The sequence below is a fragment of the Brevibacillus sp. M2.1A genome (genome assembly GCF_013284355.2).
In the GTDB taxonomy this organism is placed as follows: domain Bacteria; phylum Bacillota; class Bacilli; order Brevibacillales; family Brevibacillaceae; genus Brevibacillus.
Window position 1 is genome coordinate 4,598,658 of sequence record NZ_JABSUY020000001.1, and the last position, 22,678, is coordinate 4,621,335.

General features: G+C 47.6%; 23 protein-coding genes, 5 tRNA genes and 1 riboswitch. Of the genes, 9 read left to right on the forward strand and 19 right to left on the reverse strand.

The genetic code is table 11. The features are described from left to right. Positions 1-7: 7 nt before the first annotated feature. The gene (locus HP567_RS22105) at positions 8-1,468 is read right to left on the reverse strand and encodes an ABC transporter permease (protein ID WP_173608262.1); all 1,461 of its coding nucleotides are present in this window, start codon (positions 1,466-1,468) and stop codon (positions 8-10) included. 24 nt (positions 1,469-1,492) lie between these two features. Further along, the gene (locus tag HP567_RS22110; RefSeq protein WP_173608263.1) at positions 1,493-2,194 is read right to left on the reverse strand and encodes an ABC transporter ATP-binding protein; all 702 of its coding nucleotides are present in this window, start codon (positions 2,192-2,194) and stop codon (positions 1,493-1,495) included. A gap of 227 nt (positions 2,195-2,421) precedes the next feature. On the opposite strand from HP567_RS22110, the gene HP567_RS22115 reads away from it, so the two are divergent. Together HP567_RS22115 and pdxK are read left to right on the forward strand one after the other, a co-directional pair. Continuing rightward, positions 2,422-2,595, forward strand: a complete 174-nt coding sequence (locus HP567_RS22115; protein WP_007723176.1) for a hypothetical protein — start codon at positions 2,422-2,424, stop codon at positions 2,593-2,595. 171 nt (positions 2,596-2,766) lie between these two features. Further along, entirely contained in the window at positions 2,767-3,594 is an 828-nt protein-coding gene (gene pdxK, locus HP567_RS22120; RefSeq protein WP_173608264.1) for a pyridoxine/pyridoxal/pyridoxamine kinase, read from the forward strand. Positions 3,595-3,665: 71 nt separating this feature from the next. Here the strand turns inward: pdxK and rarD are convergent, their stop codons facing one another. Continuing rightward, entirely contained in the window at positions 3,666-4,574 is a 909-nt protein-coding gene (gene rarD, locus HP567_RS22125; protein ID WP_173608265.1) for an EamA family transporter RarD, read from the reverse strand. A gap of 287 nt (positions 4,575-4,861) precedes the next feature. On the opposite strand from rarD, the gene HP567_RS22130 reads away from it, so the two are divergent. The 3 genes from HP567_RS22130 (at position 4,862) to HP567_RS22140 (ending at position 6,745) form a co-directional block, all read left to right on the forward strand. Next, positions 4,862-5,770, forward strand: coding sequence for an EamA family transporter (locus tag HP567_RS22130; RefSeq protein ID WP_173608266.1), 909 nt, complete (start codon positions 4,862-4,864; stop codon positions 5,768-5,770). Positions 5,771-5,915: 145 nt separating this feature from the next. Next, the gene (locus HP567_RS22135; protein ID WP_173608267.1) at positions 5,916-6,380 is read left to right on the forward strand and encodes a DinB family protein; all 465 of its coding nucleotides are present in this window, start codon (positions 5,916-5,918) and stop codon (positions 6,378-6,380) included. Beyond that, positions 6,377-6,745, forward strand: coding sequence for a glyoxalase superfamily protein (locus tag HP567_RS22140; protein WP_173608268.1), 369 nt, complete (start codon positions 6,377-6,379; stop codon positions 6,743-6,745). The genes HP567_RS22135 and HP567_RS22140 overlap by 4 nt, the downstream gene beginning before the upstream one ends. Before the next feature lie 84 nt (positions 6,746-6,829). Here the strand turns inward: HP567_RS22140 and HP567_RS22145 are convergent. The 8 genes from HP567_RS22145 to HP567_RS22185 all read right to left on the reverse strand — a co-directional run bounded on the left by HP567_RS22145 (position 6,830) and on the right by HP567_RS22185 (position 11,177). Continuing rightward, positions 6,830-6,905 (reverse strand) — tRNA-His (locus HP567_RS22145). A 17-nt stretch (positions 6,906-6,922) separates the two neighbouring features. Then, a tRNA-Leu gene (locus tag HP567_RS22150) sits at positions 6,923-7,009 on the reverse strand. An 8-nt stretch (positions 7,010-7,017) separates the two neighbouring features. Continuing rightward, a tRNA-Val gene (locus tag HP567_RS22155) sits at positions 7,018-7,093 on the reverse strand. A gap of 38 nt (positions 7,094-7,131) precedes the next feature. Beyond that, positions 7,132-7,205 (reverse strand) — tRNA-Glu (locus HP567_RS22160). Positions 7,206-7,213: 8 nt separating this feature from the next. Then, a tRNA-Ser gene (locus HP567_RS22165) sits at positions 7,214-7,306 on the reverse strand. 836 nt (positions 7,307-8,142) lie between these two features. Further along, on the reverse strand, positions 8,143-8,952 hold the full coding sequence (gene thiM / locus HP567_RS22175) for a hydroxyethylthiazole kinase (protein WP_173608269.1): 810 nt from the start codon (positions 8,950-8,952) through the stop codon (positions 8,143-8,145). Then, positions 8,918-9,460, reverse strand: a complete 543-nt coding sequence (locus HP567_RS22180; RefSeq protein WP_229088094.1) for a hypothetical protein — start codon at positions 9,458-9,460, stop codon at positions 8,918-8,920. Before HP567_RS22180 ends, thiM begins: the two co-directional genes overlap by 35 nt. 280 nt (positions 9,461-9,740) lie before the next feature. Next, the gene (locus HP567_RS22185; RefSeq protein WP_173608271.1) at positions 9,741-11,177 is read right to left on the reverse strand and encodes an RtcB family protein; all 1,437 of its coding nucleotides are present in this window, start codon (positions 11,175-11,177) and stop codon (positions 9,741-9,743) included. 185 nt (positions 11,178-11,362) lie between these two features. On the opposite strand from HP567_RS22185, the gene HP567_RS22190 reads away from it, so the two are divergent. From HP567_RS22190 to HP567_RS22200, 3 genes are all read left to right on the forward strand, one after another. After that, entirely contained in the window at positions 11,363-12,658 is a 1,296-nt protein-coding gene (locus HP567_RS22190; protein ID WP_173608272.1) for a helix-turn-helix transcriptional regulator, read from the forward strand. Beyond that, entirely contained in the window at positions 12,645-13,454 is an 810-nt protein-coding gene (locus HP567_RS22195; RefSeq protein WP_173608273.1) for a WYL domain-containing protein, read from the forward strand. Before HP567_RS22190 ends, HP567_RS22195 begins: the two co-directional genes overlap by 14 nt. A gap of 102 nt (positions 13,455-13,556) precedes the next feature. Continuing rightward, positions 13,557-14,663 (forward strand): N-acetylmuramoyl-L-alanine amidase, encoded by a 1,107-nt coding sequence (locus HP567_RS22200; protein WP_173608388.1) that lies wholly within the window; start codon positions 13,557-13,559, stop codon positions 14,661-14,663. On the opposite strand, the gene HP567_RS22205 is transcribed toward HP567_RS22200, so the two are convergent. The 7 genes from HP567_RS22205 to HP567_RS22235 all read right to left on the reverse strand — a co-directional run bounded on the left by HP567_RS22205 (position 14,648) and on the right by HP567_RS22235 (position 21,030). Next, positions 14,648-15,124 carry a hypothetical protein gene (locus tag HP567_RS22205; protein WP_173608274.1) on the reverse strand — a complete coding sequence of 159 codons (477 nt, stop codon included), beginning with the start codon at positions 15,122-15,124 and terminating at the stop codon, positions 14,648-14,650. The two genes, HP567_RS22200 and HP567_RS22205, sit on opposite strands and share 16 nt — an antisense overlap. A gap of 170 nt (positions 15,125-15,294) precedes the next feature. Beyond that, positions 15,295-15,951: a YitT family protein gene (locus tag HP567_RS22210; protein WP_173608275.1), complete on the reverse strand. Its 657-nt coding sequence runs from the start codon at positions 15,949-15,951 to the stop codon at positions 15,295-15,297. A gap of 278 nt (positions 15,952-16,229) precedes the next feature. Then, a complete protein-coding gene (gene cobU / locus HP567_RS22215; protein ID WP_173608276.1) occupies positions 16,230-16,796 on the reverse strand; it encodes a bifunctional adenosylcobinamide kinase/adenosylcobinamide-phosphate guanylyltransferase in 567 nt (188 codons plus the stop codon). Between the two features lie 12 nt (positions 16,797-16,808). Beyond that, positions 16,809-17,585, reverse strand: coding sequence for an ABC transporter ATP-binding protein (locus HP567_RS22220; RefSeq protein ID WP_173608277.1), 777 nt, complete (start codon positions 17,583-17,585; stop codon positions 16,809-16,811). 9 nt (positions 17,586-17,594) lie between these two features. Next, entirely contained in the window at positions 17,595-18,632 is a 1,038-nt protein-coding gene (locus tag HP567_RS22225) for a FecCD family ABC transporter permease (RefSeq protein WP_173608278.1), read from the reverse strand. Between the two features lies 1 nt (position 18,633). Continuing rightward, positions 18,634-19,629 (reverse strand): ABC transporter substrate-binding protein, encoded by a 996-nt coding sequence (locus tag HP567_RS22230; RefSeq protein WP_173608279.1) that lies wholly within the window; start codon positions 19,627-19,629, stop codon positions 18,634-18,636. A 156-nt stretch (positions 19,630-19,785) separates the two neighbouring features. Beyond that, positions 19,786-19,933: riboswitch (cobalamin riboswitch) on the reverse strand. 152 nt (positions 19,934-20,085) lie between these two features. Beyond that, positions 20,086-21,030: an MBL fold metallo-hydrolase gene (locus HP567_RS22235; protein ID WP_173608280.1), complete on the reverse strand. Its 945-nt coding sequence runs from the start codon at positions 21,028-21,030 to the stop codon at positions 20,086-20,088. A gap of 157 nt (positions 21,031-21,187) precedes the next feature. Between HP567_RS22235 and HP567_RS22240 the strand changes: the two genes are divergently transcribed. Beyond that, complete coding sequence (locus HP567_RS22240) at positions 21,188-21,772, forward strand: pyridoxamine 5'-phosphate oxidase family protein (RefSeq protein ID WP_173608281.1); 585 nt, start codon at positions 21,188-21,190, stop codon at positions 21,770-21,772. Positions 21,773-21,816: 44 nt separating this feature from the next. On the opposite strand, the gene HP567_RS22245 is transcribed toward HP567_RS22240, so the two are convergent. Next, the gene (locus HP567_RS22245) at positions 21,817-22,575 is read right to left on the reverse strand and encodes a MerR family transcriptional regulator (protein WP_173608282.1); all 759 of its coding nucleotides are present in this window, start codon (positions 22,573-22,575) and stop codon (positions 21,817-21,819) included. Positions 22,576-22,678 lie beyond the last annotated feature (103 nt).

The window sequence follows — 22,678 nt, forward strand, 5'->3', positions numbered from 1 at the left end:
TCATCACTTATTCAGATCGAATCGCTTGCAGCGCACTTAAACGAGACGCGCGGATCGCCGGGAAGATTCCCGCCAACACCCCAATAATAAAGGAGAAGCCAATCGCAAAGAGTGCCAGCCAACCCGGAATCACTGCCAATTTTGTTGGCTCAGCCTCTGGATCACCACCGCCGCCGTAGCCCATGTTGAGACTATCCAAGAGACCGCCAGACGCTCCAAAGTAATTCACGAGCTCAACCGCTCCCCACGCCATTCCGAGACCAGCCAGTCCACCAATTAAGCCAATAAAGCCTGACTCCATTAAGAACAGCCAACGAATATTCAACACAGTGGCCCCGATTACTTTCATGATACCAATCTCTTTGGTTCGCTCTAAAATCGACATGATCATCGTATTGACGATTCCAATGGTTGCGACGAGCAAGGAGATTGCAGCAATTCCTCCGAGGACCATCTGAATCACGAAGAAGAAGTTATTGATGGTTTCCAGCTCACGTGCAGGCGACCATACTTCAAAGCCCTTTTCCTTCAACGCTTTGACTACACCCTCGACCTTTTCACGAGATTCTACCTTGACAGTAATTCTGTCAAATTCAAAGGTTTCCTTTTTGGCTTTATCGCGTGAACGGCGAGATGCTCCCTCTTCGACTTCGTCACCTCGACTGCGCGTGACCCACTCATTTAGCTCTTTCACAACATTAATCGGTACATAAACCGCGGCTGACGAGTTACGTTCTTCCGATTTCTTTAATTGACCGACAACCTTTACACGCAATTCTTTTTTCTCGTATTTTGGTTCATCGTCGATGCGATATTCGCGCGACAAGATGAGAGTCCCTGCTCTGTCTACGAGATTGAAGGTCAGTGCTTCTCCGCCCCCTATATCAGGAGGTGGCATCTGAGACATTTCATGCCGTCCAGCTCCGGCCTTTCTTCGCCGTTCCTCGCGCTTTTCCTTTTCTACGTCGCGCAATTCTCTGGATACATCGAAAGCAACCACTATCTCTTGGGGCGCCCCTGTCAGATAGGTTCCTTTTTCAATGTCATTTTTGCGATAGGCAGCCGACTCATTCACATCCACCCCAATAAGCTGGACGTAGCCTTCTCGTCTACCTACCTTAAGCTTCGCTTGCTCTCGTAATTCTTTTATCGGCATAACCGCCTGAATGCCAGGAATCTTTTTTAATTCCTGCACCGCTTGCATATTCAGCTTCTTGACCTTATCCTCTGGAACATCGATCCATTCACCATTTTCCTCGTACCAACGCAATGGCTCGACGTCCATCTCTGTCAAGTTCCCGAAGTTCTCCAAGCTTTTTACCGCACTTTCCTTAAGCCCTAAACTAAGCGCCATCATTGCGACGATTGCAGCCGTCCCGATCATGACACCAACCGATGTGAGGGCTGTCCGCAGCTTCATTCGCCACAGATTCCTCCAGACAATGCGAAAAGAATCCATTACCTTCACTGTTTGTTCACCTCATACCCTCGCCTACGCTGGTCTTGTCCTTTTTTGTACAACCCGTCCGTCCTGGAGATAAATGACGCGGTCGGACTGTTCCGCTACTTCCTGCTCATGGGTAACGATGATGAACGTAGTCCCATTTTCCTTGTTCATTTCTCTCATTAATAGGAGAATCTCTTGTTCTGTCTTCGAATCCAGGTTCCCCGTCGGCTCATCCGCCAAGATAATGCCAGGCTGATTGACGAGTGCTCTGGCAATACTGACACGCTGCTGCTGTCCACCACTAAGCTCATTGGGTCTGTGGTCGATACGACCTTCCAGCCCCACGCGGTGTAGGATTTCTGTTGCTTTCTCCCGACGTTTCTTCTTGCTTTCGCCTGCAAAAATCAGTGGAAGCTCTACGTTTTCCAACGCTGTCAGATTCGGAAGCAGATTGTATGACTGAAAGATAAAACCCATATTTTTACGGCGAAACAGGCATAGTTCGTTTTCGCTGTAGCTGGAAATCTCTGCTCCGCTAACCATGACACTCCCTTCCTCCGGCTTGGTCAAACCTGCAAGCAAATTCAAGAGCGTAGATTTGCCAGAACCCGATGAGCCACACAGGGCCACGAATTCTCCCTTGTTGATATGAAGGTTGATATCATACAGCACGGGCACTTTGATTTTTCCCGTTCCGTAGCTGTGATTGACCCCTGTCACCGTCAGCTCTCCTGTTGAATTGACCATCGTTTGTCGCACCTCATTCGTTCTTTCAAAATGGAAACTTTCGTAAACATCACATACTAAAGACGTAACATTTCGCAAAACGTAACGCTTCTTTCGGAAACATTTTACGATTTACGTAAACAACCATACTTTCTTCAAAAATATGTAACAGCTATGTAACCTTTTGCAGCCGGCTACGTATTAGTATTACAATGTAGATGTCAACAAACCATGGAGGGTCGAAGAAGATGACTATCTATCGCTTTTTATTTGAAACAGCAACACGCAGATGGGTTGAAATCATCAAGGCACCCAGTATGTTTGAGGCAGCAAAGCAAGCCAAACAGCTTGCAACCAAGCGTTCCAAGTCCATGTCCACTACCATCAGCTTCTCTTTTCACCACGCTGCTTCTCAAGCATAAATGCACACATACATAAACCGCTTGCCCGCTACGGGAGGCGGTTTTTATATTTTGGGGATATTATTGACAGCACCGATTTCTTCCTCTTTAATAGAGAGAGAGGCATTACAGTGCATGACAGTACAGATCCGCTTCGATTGTGCAGCGGTATACAAAGGGAGATAATCACAAATGACCATGAAGAAAGCACTCACCATTGCAGGTTCCGACACCAGCGGCGGAGCTGGTCAGCAAGCAGACCTCAAAACGTTTCAGGAGCTTGGTGTTTTCGGGATGACCGCCCTCACCGTTATCGTAGCCCAAGATCCACATAACGAATGGTTCCACGAAGTGTTTCCGATCGATGTTGCGATTCTGGAAAAACAAATCGAAACCGTACTCGCAGGAATTGGCGTAGATGCTGTAAAAACAGGGATGCTCGGAACCACTGAACTGGTTGACCTCGCTACCCGTAAAATAAAAGAATACGATTTGAAAAATGTTGTCGTGGACCCTGTGATGATCTGTAAGGGTGCAGATGAAGCACTCCATCCAGAAATTGCAGTCAGCCTGCGTGAAGTCTTGCTCCCGCACGCGACAGTTGCTACTCCTAACCTGTTCGAAGCAGGTATTCTCAGCCAAATGGGCGCATTGAAAAGTGTCGATGACATGAAGGAAGCGGCGAAGCGCATCCACGACTTCGGCACCTCTTATGTCGTTGTAAAAGGTGGCAGCAAGCTTCAAAGCGGGAATGCCGTAGATGTTTTCTATGACGGGAAAACGATTGAGGTAATGGAATCAGAGCGCTTTGATACGAGCTTTACTCATGGTGCCGGCTGCACGTTCTCCGCTGCAATCTGTGCGGAATTGGCAAAAGGAAGCTCTGTACACAACGCAGTAGCTGTTGCCAAAGAATTTATTACCGAAGCGATTCGCCACTCGTTTGCGCTCAATAAATATGTGGGACCTACTAATCACGGTGCGTACCGCATGAAAAAGCACGGCGAAGCGATTTGCTAATTACGTCTTGGTAAACAAAAACTCCTGACCAAATCCGAGTCTTTCTCGGCGGGTCAGGAGTTTTCTTATGATTACGCTTGTTTTTTGATAGCGACCTCGGGATTGATTGGGGCAGCTTTTCGTTTCATGCGTACGGAAGACACCGTAAATACAATAAGCGCAGACCAGATGAGTCCAAAGCTAATGAGATGTGTTTGGGTGAAAGGCTCACCGAATAAGAATACAGCTGATAAGAGCGATATCGTAGGTGCCAAGTATTGAATGAAGCCCACAACGGAAAGCGGGAGTCTAGTCGTTGCTTGGGCGAACCAGTAGAGCGGCATGGCAGTAGCTACCCCCGCAAGCGTCAGCAATAAAAGTTGCCACCACGCTAAGGATGTCATCGTCTCCGTCCCATTGACCTGTAGCATCAACAGATAACCGAAAGCAATAGGGGCCACAAACAACGTCTCCCACGCCAGTCCGATCATCGCCTCCATTCGGACGAGCTTCTTCGCCAAGCTGTAAAAAGCAAAGGTCAAAGCAAGTGATAGAGAGACCCATGGAATCTCACCGTACTCGAAGGTGATGAACATGACTCCGAAAGCCGCGAGTATAAGCGCGAGCCATTGCCCAGCATGCATTTTTTCTTTTAAGAAAAGGACTCCAAGCAGTACGGTGATGAGAGGATTCATGTAGTAACCAAGACTCGTTTGCATGACTTGATCGTTATTCACTGCCCAGATAAAAATGAGCCAGTTTGCGCTGATTAACAGTGAACATATCGCTAATGCTCCGAGCATTTTAAAACCAGTAACCGCTCTCCACATACTGCGCCAGCGTTTCGTTACCTGGATAATGATTGCAACAAAAATAATCGACCAGACGATTCGATGAGCGAGTATCTCCCATGCCCCCATTGCCTGAAACAGCTTCCAATAGAGCGGGAGTAAACCCCAAGCCAAATACGCCACAATTGCATAAATAATCCCCTGTCTCATCCTAGCTCCTCCATGTGTTTCGCCTTCTCTTTCTCTATAGACAACTTTTGAACTTATTATCTATGAAATAGTGTAACGGAAATACGAAAAAACAGCTATGTATTCTCACGTAGAATAGCGCGTTCTTTACACTTTCATCCGTTACCATATTACCAATGCACGTAGCTAGCTAGTTACCTCAGTAGCATAGTAAAGCATGCACAAAAATTTTATTGTACCACTTTTATACCTGTAGTACAATAGTCATTATTCTTCCGAGTTTAGTCATACGAAAGGAACTTTTACTTATGACATACTGGCGATCTATCTTTTTAGTTTTACTCGGTGCGTGCAGCTACGGTGTCCTCTCGATCTTCATGAAGCATGCCTTTCACCTCGGCTTTACGCCATTTGAAATGAGTGGGAGTCAATTGATTTTTGGCGGCTTGATTATGACGGTCATGGCCATCCTTTTCTCGAAGCAGCGCTTTTCGTTTACGTATTTGTTGCTTTTGGCACCAGCCAGCCTGATGATGGCCTCAACCAGTCTTTTTTACCATCAGGCTGTTAGCCGGGTTTCTGCTTCACTCGCAATTGTTCTCCTCTTTCAGTTTACCTGGATCGGTGTCTTGCTAGAGGCGATTGTAGATCGAAAATGGCCGACCGCTGAAAAATGGGTGTCTCTGGTTATGCTTGGAGCAGGGACTGTTCTTGCAAGCGGACTAGGCGAAAGCGGTATTCAGAGCGTAGACATGGTTGGTTTGATCTTCGGTCTGATGTCTGGCGCGACCTTTGCCCTGGTTATTTTCTTCAGCGGGCGAATTCTCCCTGGAATGGATCCATACTTGCGAAGCGCGATTTCGATTAGTATGGCAGCCCTGATGCTCTCGATCGTTTATCCGCCGACTTTCTTGGTAAATGGTCAGCTTCTGCAAGGTTTACTGCCGCTCGGTCTTTTGGTTGCGATCTTCGGTTCGGTCATCCCGATCTTCTGTTTGGCTGTCGGTGTGCCGCGGATCGGCAATGGACTGGCTACCATTTTAAGTGCAGTCGAGCTGCCCACAGTCGTGCTCTTGTCGAGCTTCGTGCTTCAAGAGACTGTCTCTCTCCCTCAATGGGGTGGCGTATTCATGATCCTGGCTGCCATTTGTGTACCGCAAGTAAAGTGGCGGAAACTATTCTCCCCTTCTCACACCCTCGAGCAGGAAAGAATGTAGCGCCGTTTTCTATAAACCGCATACAAAAAGCGTGCAGACGAGCTGTTCTGCACGCTTTTTTTGGTACACCCCCTTCATATAGAAGGAAGGTAGATTCTCTGCCTCGAATTTATTTGCGAAGACTGCCACTCAAAGGGGGAAAGGTATGGAAAAGCGGCATTCGGTGTTATTCCAGCAACTAGAGGATTATCGACAGGAGACGTTAAAAGCAATCGATGGTTTGACAAATGAAGATGCGAACATCATTCCTGATGGTTTCTCCAACAATATCTTGTGGAATCTGGGGCACATTTATCTCGATCAGTATTTATGGATCGCGCACCTTACAAAAGAAACGATCCCGCTCCCCCCTGGCTTCAAGGAATGGTTTAACTTCGGGACCAAGCCTGCTGACTGGAAAACACCGCCGCCGAATCTCGAAACGCTCGTTTCCTTATTACAAGAACAACCTCAGAAGATACAGGCTGCTTACAAGGATCGATTAGACGAAGAGTTTCCCGCAACAGAATCCGGCATGCATACGATTGCGCAAGTGCTAGTACGAACGATTTTTCACGAAGGGATGCACCTCGCCTCCCTCAATACAATCCGGAGGTTTCTAGGCAAATGACTCAGACTATAACGCCAATTTTTCGCATGTTTGACGTTGAGAAGGCAAGAGAGTTTTATGTGGATTTTCTAGGATTTCAGATTGATTGGGAGCATCGTTACGAGGATCATTTTCCTTTATACATGCAAATTTCCTCTCCATCGTGCACGATTCATCTATCCGAGCATCACGGAGATGCTTGTCCTGGCTCAGCGATTCGCGTACAGGTGGAAAACATTGAGCTTTTCCATCAGTCCCTGTTGCGTCAAGGATACAAGTACGCTTGTCCTGATTTAGAGGAGACGCCGTGGGAAACGCGTGAAGTGAGCGTGACCGATCCTTTTGGCAATCGCCTTCACTTTTATCAGCCTGTCGATCACTCGTAAACAAATACAAAGAAAGCCCAGCGACAGTTCCTTTACAGGAGCCACCGCTGGGCTATTTCATTTTACATTTTGAACATAAATAGATGGGGCGATCGATGGGACTTGAACCCACGAGTGCCGGAGCCACAATCCGGTGCGTTAACCCCTTCGCCACGACCGCCATATATAGGGTTTGCTTGGTGCGGTCGAGAGGACTTGAACCTCCACGGTGTTGCCACCACTAGAACCTGAATCTAGCGCGTCTGCCAATTCCGCCACGACCGCATATAAAATGGTGGAGGCTGACGGGATCGAACCGCCGACCCTCTGCTTGTAAGGCAGATGCTCTCCCAGCTGAGCTAAGCCTCCACAATCCCCCGCTATTTCATTGGGGGCGTTTTGCTAGGTGACCCGTAGGGGATTCGAACCCCTGTATGACAGCGTGAAAGGCTGCTGTGTTAAACCGCTTCACCAACGGGCCAAGTATCATGGCGGATGGAGTGGGATTTGAACCCACGAGACGGTTCGACACCGCCTACACGATTTCCAATCGTGCTCCTTCGGCCGCTCGGACATCCATCCATCGAGCCTGCAAGCGTTCGCTTCGGCAAGAATTAATCTATCATATTCACAACATGATTTCAAGTGATATTTTGAAAGTTTACGAAAAAAGGGAGATTGCCTAAAGCAACTTCACTTCCGGTTCAATATGATACAAGTAGTATTCCTTTACAAGACGGAGTGATGTCAGTTGTCAAAAAGAAAGCGCCGTTCAGTAGGCTTCCCCTGTTTGTACGGAAACTGGTGCGGGCCTGGATGCTCCGGGCCGGCTGCGCCGATTGATGATGTCGACAGATGCTGCAAGAGGCATGATTATTGCTATCAAAAGCACGGCTATTTTTCTTGTCACTGTGATCAGGAGCTCGTACGGTGCCTTCGAAATAAAGTAAATACCTCAACGGAAAAAGGGAGAATGGCCGGACTCATCTCGAATTTTTTCTCTCGAACAGGGTGCTTTCCCAGCAATCCACGCTAGTTTTTTCTGAATCGTTCTCCTTGTCAGTTTTCATCCAAAAAACGGTAACAACTTGGACATGAATCAGACATAATTCCCTTGTTTTTCCTTGTATTTTTTTGGTACTCTATTGAATGTCCAAGGAGGGTACACAGCGTGGAATTGCACATACGAACAGACGCCAGTGTGGCGCTGACGTTAAAGAGAGAAATTATTTGTCATGGTATTTCCCGTTTTTATGTCCGTCCATACGATGATGATCACGTTGAATTTATATTCCTAGCACTTTCAGAGCACCAGAAGAAGCTGCTGTCTTATTCACTGCGAAATTACAGCTACTGTCTAACATATCTAGCTTAATCGTTCTACGGTCATTTTCCTCCCCTTTTTTAAAGGGGAATTTTTATTCCCTTTTTTCGATATATCCAAAACGGCGAACATCGTCTGTGGTCAAGTTATACAAGGCATTCAAAAATTCGATTTGGAAACTTCCTGGCCCTACTACTGCTGCTTTCTCGGCTGCCAACTGAGCAGCAACACCGTAGCATACCAATGCCGCAGCTCCTCCGATCAGCTTGTCATTTGCAATGGCTGCAAACGCTCCCATAACAGACGTTAACAAACAGCCTGTTCCGGTCACCTTCGTTAAGATGGGATGACCATTATGGATCGAATAAGTCGTTTCTCCGTCCGAAATCACGTCGACCTTGCCCGTAATCGCTACGATTGTTCCTAGCTTTTTCGCTGCTGCTCTCGCTAGGTTCTCGACATCTCCGCCTGCTTCCTTCGCATCTACACCTTTAATCTCCCAGCGCTCACCTACGACATTGGCAATCTCGGCAGCATTTCCTCTAATGAAGGCTAGGTTGAGTTCCTGCGCAAGACGTTGACTTGTCTCGGTTCGATACGATGTTGCTCCCGCTCCCACCGGATCAAACAAAACAGGCACGCCATGCTGGTTCGCGGATTTTCCTGCGATCAACATCGCTTCGATCTCATGCTCATTCAACGTCCCTATATTCAATACAAGAGCTCCGGCTATCCTTGCCATGTCTGCCACCTCTTGTTTGGCGTACGCCATGACAGGTGACGCACCAAGAGCTAACAAACCGTTCGCTGTAAAGTTCGTGACAACTACGTTCGTTATGTTATGAACGAGTGGATTTTCCTCGCGCACTTTAATTAGTAATTGCCCGATTGTCTCCAGAATCATGATCGTTACCCCTTTCCTCTTGAACAGCGAATCGTGGAATCATCTTGTATACCTCGATGACTTCTCCTAATATAGAATGCTCTTGCATGACGCCAATAATGATATACGCTTGCTTTAAGATGGGTAATTCGTGCATGTTAGCTACAATTTTCCACACTTTCCCATCCTCATCCGTCACGCTGGCACTGAAGGAGACTCTTCCCGCCCCTTCTTTCAAGATATCCACGGCATCAAGGACTCCGCATATTTTCATCCGATCATCCGGATGCATGATCCGGTTTTCCTCGACCCATTTTAGCTTCATTTCTTCTACCTTTAGTGTTTTCCATCGATCAAGGAACTCCCAATCTTTGGAATGCGGAAATATATGCTTCGTTTGCTCAAGAAAGGTGTTGTACTCTCCGTGTAGCTGATCTACATAATCATCTACATCCTCAGAAATCACGCGAATCGAATCTTCTCCGCATGTACGGATGTGGTGAGCCAGGTATTTGAAGGACTCGATCATGTCAAAGTTTCCCCAGCCCCAGGCCTGTTCGCCGAAAACTCCCCCCCGGGTTCGGCATTTTAGGCAGGTGAAGTAATAGTATGTAGGCATATCTGTTCCCCTATCTCCCCTATTTTGTCTCTCTTTTGGTATCGGTTGAGGAAGCGATGCAATTTATGTTACATTCGAACCTATTTTTTGAAACTTCTCAGCAATTTGTTCACAATTTAACTTCTGTAATTTAGTGTAAGTTAAATTGCAAAAGGTGGCTCCCTCAAAATTTTCAGGAAGCCACTCTTCATTATACTCCTTTTATGGCAATAAGAGGGTTACATTTTGCTACGACAGATGCAAGATTTGCTCCCACAACCGAATCGATGATTTGATCCACATCTTTATAGGCTTGCGGGCATTCATCAAGGATGGAAGCAAGCGAACGGTGATTCACCATGATCTCGTCTTCCTGTCCCACGCGCATTGCCTGCTCAAATTGATCGATGGTCACGAGCTCCTTGGTTGCTTTGCGGGAACGAACACGCCCAGCACCATGACAGATCGAATAAAAGTTTTTCGCACCGGCCTCCGATCCAACCATGATATAGGACGATGTTCCCATAGAACCGGGGATCAAAGCTGGATGTCCGGTTTCGCGATAAGCCTTCGGATTTTGGAAATGGCCTGCTGGCAACGCCTTCGTCGCTCCTTTGCGGTGGACGAGCATCGGTGTGTTGCGATGGAATTCTTTCAAGGCGTAATTATGCATCAGATCATACAGGACAGGTGTACGCATCTCACTACCAAAAACATCCCGAAACGCCTGCTCTACTGAAAATCCGATCATATGCCGATTCGTTACTGCAAAGTTCAGCGCGGAGTACATCAAATTCAAATACTGTTGCCCTTCCTCGCTTTGGATCGGAGCATATACCAGGCTCGGCTCAGGATTATGAATCCCCCATTTGTACATGGCTTCCTTGAAGCTTTTGGTATAATCCCGCCCGAGCATAGCCCCCCACGCACGCGAACCGGAATGAATCATGATGACGACCTGGCCGTCGAACAGTCCCCACGCTTTGGCAATCTCCCTGTTCTCCTCCGCGATCTCGATATGCTGGATTTCAATAAAGTGGTTACCGCCCCCCAATGTCCCCAACTGGCCCCACGCACGACTCCAAGATTTTTGCGGTATTTGCTCCAGGAAGGAATGGTCGAATTCAAATGTGTACTTTTCCACATGCGAGAAAGAACGGCTTAAAGTGTCGGGTGCTGCTTCTGTATCCGGAATATAGTTGCTCGGCAGCCCTTTTAAACCATGCTTCACCACTTCCTCCAAGCGAATATCCGTAAAATGCGTATGACCCCGCTCGTTTGTCGGGACGTACGCTTCGATCGCTTCGATCAATGCACGTTTTAGGCTCTTGTCTTTGAGGTCATCTCGATGCAACGGAGTCAGATGTACACGCATTCCACATCCAATGTCTGATCCGACGATGGAAGGCGAGACAAATCCATCGGCAAGATTCCAAACGGCTGTCGTCCCAATGCAGGTCCCAACGCCTACATGCGCATCGGGGGTATACGAAAAATAAACATTTCGCGGAATCCGCAAATTATTGTCTGCCATTTGATATACGCGTTCACCGAAGCTCGAAAAGACTTCGTCATTCGCAAAAACGTGCACATCTCCATGCTCCAGCTTCACTTCACGATGGTTGTTTCCATGCAAAATTGTTTTCATTATCCAATTCTCCTGTCTCTCACAGCGTGCGCTGTTTTTCATACCCTTATTTTCCATCCGCGCGTCTGATTTGAACATGGTAAAAGTATTACGAATCTCTTTTTCTCATTGACTTCTCTTCAGCCTCTTCGTAATATGAGGACTAATTTGGAAATAAATGACGAATGTATAAGGATGAATGTAAAATGGCACGCGAAAGCTTTGACAAAGAGCTGCAATTGCTCCGTCTCCTGTTTTTGACCGCTGGTGCCTACAATCGGCAACAGTTAGCCGAGCGGCTCGGGATTTCCGTACATACGCTTGATAAAACGCTAAAAAAGCTGAAGGACATCCAATCGACCTTTTATCAGCATGTCGGGGATGAGGAGAAAAAAGAGTATTATGCACAGCTTCGTTACAACTATTTTGAGGTGACGGACAATTTCTTGATGTTTTTGTACCATGCGAAATCATTGAAGGATTCGGAAGTAGAACGACTGTCGCACATCTTGGAAAAGCTCAAGCAACAGCCTCTTTCCATTAAAGATTTGCTGGATACGTTTGTGGATACAGAGCCCGATGAAAAAACGATTCGTCAGGACATGAAATACCTCGAAGAAATTGGCGTGATAAAAAATGTGAGTGAGGTCAGGCCCTACATCTATCAATTCGACGGTGAGCTACTGGACTCGCTGACGGACGACGAGTTGTTGGATCTGTATGATTTCATCGACTTCATGGCCAATACACAACTTCCGGCCGTCCCTGGTTATCTTCTGCAAGAAAAAGTGAAGCGTTATCTCAAACATCGCTTGAAGCTAACCGATGCATCTACGTTTTTGTACAAATATCATTTCGTCTCACGCATTCTCGATGAATATCAAGCTTTGCTTCTCACCGAAGCCATTCGTCAGCGAAAAATCGTTGAATTTCACTACTACACACCCAAACGCCGGAAGTTTTACGATTCCCAAAATACGAATCCGGCTTTCCAACGAGACACATCCGGGCGACATCAAAAAGTCATTCCACTCCGGGTTATTTTTGATCATCAATACGGCAGATGGTACTTGCTGGCCCAAGGATGCGGCAATGGTCCGCTGCGCAAATACCGCGTGGAAGGTATGACCAAGCTCGTAACAGGCAAATCGGTTACGCCGGAAATCTTCTCTTCCTTGCAAGCAAGTGCGGATGAGCGTATTGCCAACAGTTGGCTAATTGATACAGGAAAACTCGTAACCGTACGCCTGCGCTTTTTTCAGCCTCGCGACACGCCTCATTCCTTTATCCAAGAGCGAGTGGAGGCACAGGGGCAATGGGGGATTGTGACAGAAGAATCACGGGAGAGCTTTGTGTACGAGATAAACGTAAACAGCACGATGGAAATTACACCGTGGATTCGCAGCTTCGGTTCAAGCGTCGAAGTTCTTGAACCGCTGTTTCTTCGCATGCAATTCCAAAAAGAATGGGAGGAGCTGCTCGCCTACTATGAATCTGTTTGATAAGATACATAATTACCAACTGGTGACACGGCTGGATGAAGCGGGTGTTTATCCGATAACCTCACACGAAAAAGCGTGGCTCGCCCTGATGCTGGAGAATCCATCTGCGGCAGAAATTTTCGAGCCCGCTACACTCGAAAAGCTTCACCGTTTGACACATCTGCCTGATAATAAATGGACCGAACAAGAACGGTTCGTGGAAAAAGCGCAAACTCAGGCCAAGCAGCTCTGGAGCCCACTCGTGCGAACCCTGCGGCGAATCATTCTCGGCAAGAATCACATAAAAATAACCGCAGCCACGAACAAAGGCCCGGTTTTTCGCAATCAACGTGGGGTTCCCTACAAGCTGGAATATTCACTTGCCAAGAAGGCCTGGTACCTGATCTGGTTGAACATGTCTTCCAATCGACTGATCACGACTCCGCTGCATCTCATTCGCTCCGTCGATGAGCTTTACATAGAAGATGGATGGTATGACAGTTTTTTGCCGACTATCTCGGAACAGATCCAGCAGCGCAAGCAGATGGCAAAAATCGTGATCATCCCTCGTTACAACACTGAGCTCCAGCGCATATTGTACGCCTTTTCCTGCTTTGACAAAGCGGTCGCTTTTGACCCAGAATCACAGGTGTATACAATCACCCTGCACTTTCTATCTGACGAGCAGGAGTTTATTTTATCGCGCATTCGTTTTCTCGGCCTGCGTGTAAAAGTAGTAGAAAACAATCAACTCAAAAAGCGAATGGCAGAGTCGGCAACGAACGCCTTGGCAAGATATACCGAAACTCCACATTGATTGTCCCAAAAAATCAGGAAATCATACCCTATTCGATTTCCTGCATTTCCCTTATGATAATTCAGGTGAGATAGTAGCTAATCCAAGTCAGAGGTAGAAATGATGAAAACAACATGTAAAAAAGCGTCTCTCATATGTGGGCTATGGCTTAGTCTGTCGTGGCCGTTTCTTACGGAGCCGGCGCAAGCAGCAAGTGTCATCCAGGCAAAGGTGGTCGCAACCTCTCTGAACGTTCGCAGTGAACCAGCCCTCAATGCTTCCGTTGTCGCTACCGTGCCGCAAGGAGCCGTCGTGACCATTACGGATGAAGCATATGGTTGGGCAAAAATTAAATATAATCAAAAGGTAGGCTGGGTAGCGGGGTATTACTTGCAAAAAGGAGCAGTAACGAGTGCGAGGTCAGCTTCTTCACCAGCCAATACGGCGACTACCAAAAGCCAGCAAGGCACGGTTTTGGCCGATTCGCTTCGAATGCGCAAAGGGCCAAGCACGAGCCATGAGATTGTCCTTTCGTTGCCCAGAGGAACCCGTGTAGATATTTTGAAAAAGCAAGGAGACTGGATCCAGGCGAGAACTTCCAATGGACAGACAGGCTGGGTGTCTGCGACATATATTGGCGATGCCAAAGCCAACGCCCCGGTGTCCAAAAGCACCAAATCGCCAGGCTTAAAAGGAAAAATCATCGTCATCGACCCGGGACATGGTGGTTCCGATGTCGGGACACAGGGAACGAAGTGGAATAGCATGGAAAAAACGTTGAATTACAAAACGTCCATGCTGCTCGCCAGTAAACTGCGACAACGGGGAGCGCAAGTCTTCATGACGAGGACAAGTGACACAGAAAAGCCTTCGCTAGCGCAGCGTGTCGCTTTTAGTGAATCAAAGGGAGCGGATGCCTTCATTAGCATTCACTACAACTCTTCTGTGAAGCCAAATAGCGGTACCCTCACGTTTTATTATTCGCAAGGCAAAGATGAGCCATTAGCTCGAGCGATTGAGTCTCGCTTGGCAGGTGGCATCGGTTTAAGAAGCAATGGCATTTCATTCGGCAACTATCACGTTCTGCGCGAAAACGATGATCCATCCGTCTTAATTGAGCTTGGGTTCTTATCGAATCCAAAGGATGAAGGAATCGTCCGTACGTCGTCCTATCAAGACAAAGCTGCGCAGGCGATTACGGAAGCTCTAGCGGATTACTTCGGTCGATAATCGTAAGGCTGGACGCTGTAGGAGAACAGCTTCCGCTCGAATTTCCCTTTGGGGCCAATGATCTGATACCAGGTCTCTCCGATCAACAAGTCGGTTGCAAAATCCTTGTCCAGCAGATTGGTGATCGTCTCCATGACCGCTTTCTCATTGTCTTTTTGAATTTTCAACGACAAGGCCAGGACGAAATACGCCTGGTCTTCTTCCATTTCCAGCAAATGCAGACGGGCTGTACCACGGCGTTTGGCATTGAAACCATCGATCACATTTAACAGACCCTTTTTTGCTTGCACTTTATACTTTGTCGCTTCCCTCCAAGAGGAAATAACCGCATCGTACAATGAAAAGGTCAGGATGAAATGGCTGGCGTAATCCTTCGGGTTAAAAGGCTCCGGTCCCATTTGCTTCTCATCCGCTGGTATGACGACGAATGCTTTGTAGTTGCTAAAAAACGGATCGCTCATGGCAGGTCCTTTCCTTCGAGAGTATCTGTGTTGGTTAGTATCCACTAGGAAAGCAGGATATTATGTACAAAAACGGTCATTAACGTTCAAAAGGCCAAGTCGACATGAAAACCGACTTGGCCTTTTGCTTGCTTTTGTATAGGCATGTTTTTCAACTGAATATCTACTCATTACCGGTGGGTCATCGAGACGCTTCCATGCCCGTGCTCCTCTTCCATGACCTCCATTCCTGCACCATGATTGACGGTCCAGGTGATGACTTGGCTGGAAATGACAACGGCCAAAATGGTATACATCATCTCTTTCATCGGTACGAACCAGAACGACATGCAAAGCACAATAACGTCCAGTAAAAGAAAGACCGTACCAATGGACAATCCCGTGTACTTACTGATCAACAGGGAGAAAATATCGTCTCCACCTGTCGCAGCTCCATAGCGCAGAACCAATCCGGTACCCAGCCCGGTCAATACACCGGACAAGACAGACGCCAGCGGCATCATTCTGCTCATATCCATGACAATCGGTGAAAATCGTTCAAACAAATCGTAAAACATGGTAAAAGCAAGTGATGCAAAAATGGTGTCCCAAATGAACTGGCGGCCTCTAACTAACCAGGCAACCAAAAACAGTGGAATATCCAGTAAAAGCATCACCATCGCTGGCGACAAGTCAAAGGCGTATTTCGCCAGTAACCCCAAGCCAACAAACCCACCTTCAGACAAATGGTTCTGAAAGTTAATGTGATAATACGCAAAAGCAAGTAAACAAGCTCCAAACAAAATCATACTGTAACGCTTAGATAACTGCAGCGCTCTCCTCATCATGGTTTCCTCGCATTTTTGTCGGTTTAGGCACAGACGACCAACCGACTACCGAGGAACATCGCAAGTATAAGTCGCTACTCATACAAAGGGCCCCGCTTTCGTAGTAGATTGGTCGTCTTCAGTGACGAGCGACTACTACGAAGCTAGATGTAGGAGAGGTCAAAACGTTTCCAGATCGTCCTATGGGGACGCATGGTATCCTGATCCCTTCCATGGCTTTTCTTGTATTATATCACAAAAAAGGTGAAAAGACGACTCGAAACCGTCTTTTCACCGAGCTAAAATTGGAAAGCTTGTCCTTTTAGTTCCACCGGAATCCCTGCTGTGACAAGAAAAACTTGATCGGCAACAGTTGCCACACGTTGATTCATCAACCCTGCCAAGTCACGAAACATACGGCCCAACGGATGTTGCGGGACGAGCCCGTCGCCTACTTCATTTGTCACCAGCAAAACGGTACCGGGGTAGTCTTTTAACTGGTTTACCAGCACATCAACCTGCTGGAGCACTTTCTCAAATGGCTGTTCCTCTCCTTTATACAACAGCCAATTGGACAGCCAAAGGATCAAGCAATCAACCAAAATCACCGTCTGCTGTTCTTGTATGTCCTTTTGTGCTCCCAACTTTGCAAGCCATTCTGTCAATGCGTACGGCTCCTCAATCGTTTGCCAAGGAAAGTTGGATTGCAAACGGCGGTCGCGATGGTACAAGATCCGCTCTTCCATTTCCTCATCAGTGATTTGTGCAGTCGCGATGTAAACACCCGAGGAGCCCAAATGAGCTGCGTATTTTTCGGCAAACGTGCTTTTTCCGCTGCGTGCTCCACCTGTAATCAGTACAATCATGCTTCTGTCTCCTTACACTTGCGATTGCAAAATAATTTGCGGCAAATGATGAACAGGATGCTCCATGACAATCGGTCTGGTTCCGTATACAGCCTCTATTCTGTCACTTTGCAAGATGTCTTTTGGTGTGCCAACGCTTATCTGCTTTCCTTTATGCAGCATTAGGATACGATCGCAGTATAAGGAGGCCAGATTCAAATCGTGCAGCACAGCAATGACCGTCACCCGCGTCGTCTTTTGCCATTTTCGCACAATGTCCATCAGTTGAATCTGATACCCGATATCGAGGTAAGTCGTGGGTTCATCCAGCAATAGCACCTGTGGTCGCTGGATCAATGCCTTCCCCAAAGCCACGCGCTGCTTTTCCCCACCGCTCAACTGATCCAGTGTGCGCTCTTCCAAATGTTCAAGACCGAGCATCTGGACGATTTCATCAATGAGCGATGCGACATCCTGCTTTTCTTCGCCCAGCCAATTTTGGTAAGGAAAGCGTCCCATCTCCAACACCTCTCGGACACGAAAGCCGACTGGCGGCAGACCCTCTTGCTCCAAAACAGCCAGTATTTTGGCAAGCTCTTTGCGTGGATAGGAAAGAAGCTTTTTCTCCTGAAGCAAAATGTCTCCGGCATCCGCCTTGATGACTCCTGAAATCATTTTCAGCAAGGTGGATTTACCGCTTCCATTGGGCCCGATGATGCCAAAAAATTCTCCCTTGTCCACGCAAAAATCGATTCCGTGCAAAACTGGCGTATCCTGATACGATTTCTGCAAGCTGCGCACATTGATCATAAGCTTACGTTACCTCTTCCTAAAGCGTTTATTTTGCTTCAATAAATAAGCGAAAAACGGTGCTCCCAGAAATGCTGTCACGACACCGAGCGGGATTTCTGTGGGACTTAGCAGCATTCTGGCGAGAGTGTCGGCCCACAGCACATAGATGCCACCGCAGATCGCAGCCATCGGCAGCAAAATACGGTGGTCAGGACCAACCAGCATACGGACGAGGTGCGGTACCACCAGGCCAACGAACCCGATAATTCCCGCGATAGAAACCGCCGCTGCCGTCAAAAGAGTCGAGACGACCAGAACCACCATCTTTGTTCGATCCACATGGACGCCAAGATGCGCAGCCTGCCGCTCGCCCAATGCAAAAAGGTTCAAGGAACGCGCATAGCTCACCAGCACCATTCCACCTATGACCAAGTACGGAATCAAGACGTACGTAAAGGCCCAGCCCCGAAATGACAGGCTGCCCATCAGCCAGAACACGATCTCATTCACCGTCTGATCGGATAGCGAAACCATAAAGGAAACGAGCGAGCCGAGAAAAGCCTGCACCACAACTCCAGACAAAATCAGGGTCTCTGTTTGGAGCTTTCCTTGCGTGTTCGCGAGTCCGAGTACGATCCATAGACTGAGCAGTCCTGTAAGAAATGCGACGACAGGCGTGCTCCATGCACCCAAAAAGCTGATTTGCAAGCCAAACAGGATCAAAAAGGCTGCTCCGACAGCAGAACCTGATGCCACGCCCATCGTAAACGGATCGGCGAGCGGATTGCGCAAAACTCCCTGAAAGCCCGCTCCCGCAAGCGACAAGCAAGCCCCAATCAAGACAGCCAATACAACGCGTGGAAAACGAACCTTCATGACAATTTGCTCAGATGACTCTGGCCACGTTACGGCAATCCAGTCAGAGAAGCCCGGGATCTGCTGGAGCAGGATGAGCCATACTTGTGAGATCGGGAGTTGTGCCGCCCCCATCGAGATGCTGATGACTATTGATGCCAGAAGGACGAGACAACTGACTCCTCCCCATATGAACAATCGTTTCTTCATTTTATTTCACCAAGTCAGGGTAAATCGCCTTGGCTACTTCGATCAAGCCTTGTGTAATGCGCGGACCAGGACGGGACAAAATATTTTGGTCCATGCCAAAGATTTGTTTTTCACGAATCGCCTTCATTTTATCCCAACCATTGCGATTCGCGATCATATCCTCCAGCTTGACGCCGGTCTTTTCATCGGTAATTCCGCTCGCATACAAAATGACGTCTGGGTCGTTTTGCAAAATCTTTTCTTCACTGATCGGATTCCAGCCCTGGGTGTCAGAAGCAATATTTGTCGCTCCAGCCAGTGTGATGAGTTCGTCCATGAATTCGCCTTTTCCGACTGTCCAGCCTGGAGAGAATTCCAGGTATACCTTTTTCTTCTGTTCCGGTTTTACATTTTTCACTGCATCTTGAACGTACGCGATGTCTTTCTTCATTTGCGCGACGACTTTTTCGGCTTGTTCCTGTGTATTCGTGATAACTCCCATTGTTAAAACATTGTTAAGGATGTCATCCATCTTTGTCGGATGAGTAATGTAGACGGGCATTCCGAGAGATTTTAGCTTGTCAGCCACTGGCTTCTCCATCGAAATCCCACCAACGACCATATCCGGCGTTTGAGCGAGAATGGCTTCTTCATTCGGTTTGACGACGCCGCCAATTTTCGGCTTTGCCTTCGCCGCTTCTGGATAATCGTCATAGTCTGAGACAGCTACGATCCGATCTTCCAAGCCTAATGCGAACAATATCTCTGTCTCGGCAGGTGATGTTGAGACGATTCGCTCAGGAGCTTTTGCAAAGGTTACTTCTTTTCCAGTCGCATCCGTGACTGTCAATGGATACGTTGTTTGTTTTGCAGGCTGCTCGGCCGCGCTCTCTTGCGGTGTTGTCTGCGGTGCACCTGTTTGTCCACCTGGTGCTGGCTGGCTGTTATCATTACCCGCACAACCCGCGAGGCTCGCCGCTACCAGTAGTGGGATCATGAATCGCAATGAACGTTTCATATGTAGAACTTCCTTTCGTCATGTCTGATTGACTGTACCTTCCAATAAAAAAAGCGACCCTTGCTTCCATTCGGAAATCAAAGGGTCGGCACCTCAGGGCAAACAGACAGGATGGTCTGCTTCCTGAAATAGGCCGATCCTTTCCGCGAAGGCAACAGGCACGAAAACAAACAGGCAGGTCTCCTGGCTTACGGCTGAGGAACGAGCCGATTTACAGTGGCGGGACCGCGTCGGATTTTCACCGACTTCCCTTTTCACCCGATCTTTTTTTAAAAGACGAGGCACCTATTTGCTGTTACGTTTGAAATTGTCACAGTCCATGATTCATCCTACATCATAGCATTCCTTGGATGAAAAAAGAATGACAAACACGTAAGCCAATACTTTCTTGCCTAACTAAAAATGAAAAACGCCTGAACAAAAGGTTCAGGCAAATGTAAAGCTTTTCACAGGCTATTATTCTCGTTTGTGCAAATAATCCAGAATGCCCATGGAGCATACTTGCAAATCGAGCTTGAGTACTTCGAAAACGTCGTGGTCACCACTGATGCCTTGTGACTGTAGATGATCCGAGATTCGTTCCAACAGCGTACGAGACAGTTCTTCATAGGTTTGTCCAGCAGCAATCGCTGACTCTCCTTCCTCCACAAACACGGGGAGCCACTCACGTATTTGACGGTACACATCATCTACCTGCTCAGACATCCCAAAATGACCAAAGTAAATGCGATTTAGCTTGCGCGCTTCAAAACGGCTTAGAGACGCTAACATGGCATCTGGGTCAAACTGATTCGGCGAAGTAGATGGCAGCACGAGGTGTATGCCATCCTTTTGAAGCTGTGGATAAAGTACACCTGCCGTATCCCCTGTGAACATGCCGCGGCTTACGGGATCGTAGATGCTGAAATGATGATTGGCATGTCCCGGCGAATCCAGAAACTCTAACACGCAATTTTCTCCGATCTTCAGTGTATCCCCGTCGCCGCGAATCAAAAGCCTCTCCTCGGGAACTGCCACGATCGGATCGAACAATCGATCAAAATCATCGTGATAAACCGCTCTCGCCCCTGCGATCAGTCGGCTCGGATCTACGAGATGACGTGCACCTTTCGGGTGGACGACGACCTTTGCGTTTGGACAATCCTTCAAAAACAGTCCTACTCCTCCTGCATGATCCAAATGAATATGTGTCACAATGATGTATTTTACTTGTTCCGGCGTATAACCGAGCTTGGCGAGACCGGCCTTGATGTATGGGACTGAGGGGCTTGGTCCTGTTTCGACCAAAGTCAGTTCTTCTTCAGCGATGACATAAGTCCCCGTACGCTCTGGCCAGCCCATATCGAAACCGTCTATCAAATGAATGCGCTCCCCTAAGTAAATAGGCTGTGATGATTGCATGTAAATGCTCCTCCTTTTCAAAAATCATTTTGTTGCGAGAATATTTACACTTTATCACCTATTTGGGAGGCGCTGGTGAAAAACAACACAAAATCTTCATATTTTTATCGTAATATAAGGGCAGTAAAAAAATTCCATTACTTGGAGGGGTGCAAAAATGGGTCAGCTTTTTTCCGAGTTACGACCTGAGCATGAGAAGTTTATCAAGAAGCAACGGGTGTTCTTTGTTGCCTCTGCTCCAATGGACACAGATGGTCACGTGAATCTTTCACCGAAAGGGTACGATTCTTTTCGCATAATATCCCCAAATGAGGTCGCCTATTTGGACCTGACTGGAAGTGGAAACGAGACCAGTGCACATCTACAGGAAAATGGCAGGATTACGATCATGTTCTGTGCATTTGAAGGCCCACCTCTCATCATGCGCCTATTCGGCAAAGGAACGGTTATTCTCCCAGATACACCTCGCTGGGATGAGCTCGTAAATGACTTCCCGCTTCTGCCTGGTGCTCGTCAAATCATTACCGTAAACATACAGGAAGTAAAGACTTCTTGCGGCTGGGCTATCCCCTTCTATTCCTATTCAAAAGAACGCGAAACCCTTCAGAAATGGACTTTGGCTAAAGACGAGCAGGAGCTGCTTGATTATCAAAAGGAATACAACGTAGTAAGCATGGATGGCTTGCCAACACCCTTGGGACAAAAGCTTTTCCCCGCAGCAGGTGGGGATAACAAAGCGTAAAACAAAAAGAAGCTGCCCTGCTCGCAGCTTCTTTTTTTGACACCTCACTTGCTGGTATAAATGGCCACTGCATCGCGGAGAAACTCGGCTACACCTGGCTGCTCCTTGTCATAGTAAGCCGTGAAGCGCGGGTCATCAACATACATCTGGGCCACACCTGCGTGGGCTTCCTTACTGTAGCTGTCCCAATAAAAACTCAGCCATTGACGGTGAAGATCTGCTGCTTTTTGCGCTAATTCATGAGCAGGATCACCTGTCGAAAAAGCCTGCGCCAACGTCTCGTGCAGCTCTGCGTTCAATTTCTCCAGCGCGGCATATTGTTCTTCTGTCATGCCTTTGACCTTCTGATTCGATTTTTCGATTCGGTCACTTCCATATTTTGCACGAATTTCTTCTCCGTATTGCGCCTCGTTGTCGTCAATCAACTTTTGCTTGAAGCCTTCAAATTTTTGTTTGTCACTCATCGTTTTGGTCCCCTCTCTTTGTGCTAATGTCAAATCGACATTGGCGATTAACGCATCCAATTGCGCTCGCCTTTCCAGGAGCTTCTCGCGGTGCTCCAGCAGTGCCCGGTCAGCATCAAAGGTTGGTGAATCCAGGATCTCCTTGATTTCCTCCAAGCTCACCCCCAGCTCGCGGTAAAAAAGGATTTGCTGCAATCGATCAACCTCTTGCTGTCCGTAAATGCGATACCCTGACGAATTGATTCTCGCCGGCTTGAGAAGGTCAATTTCATCATAGTATCGGAGCGTCCGGGTGCTGACACCCGCCAGGAGTCCTAGCTTTTGCACCGTATATTCCATGTTCATTCCTCCTGACAAATTGATCGTACACATTTACGGACCGTCAATGTCAAATACATTTTCACAAAAAATTGGCGTTACTTCATTTTCATTATTTGCTAAA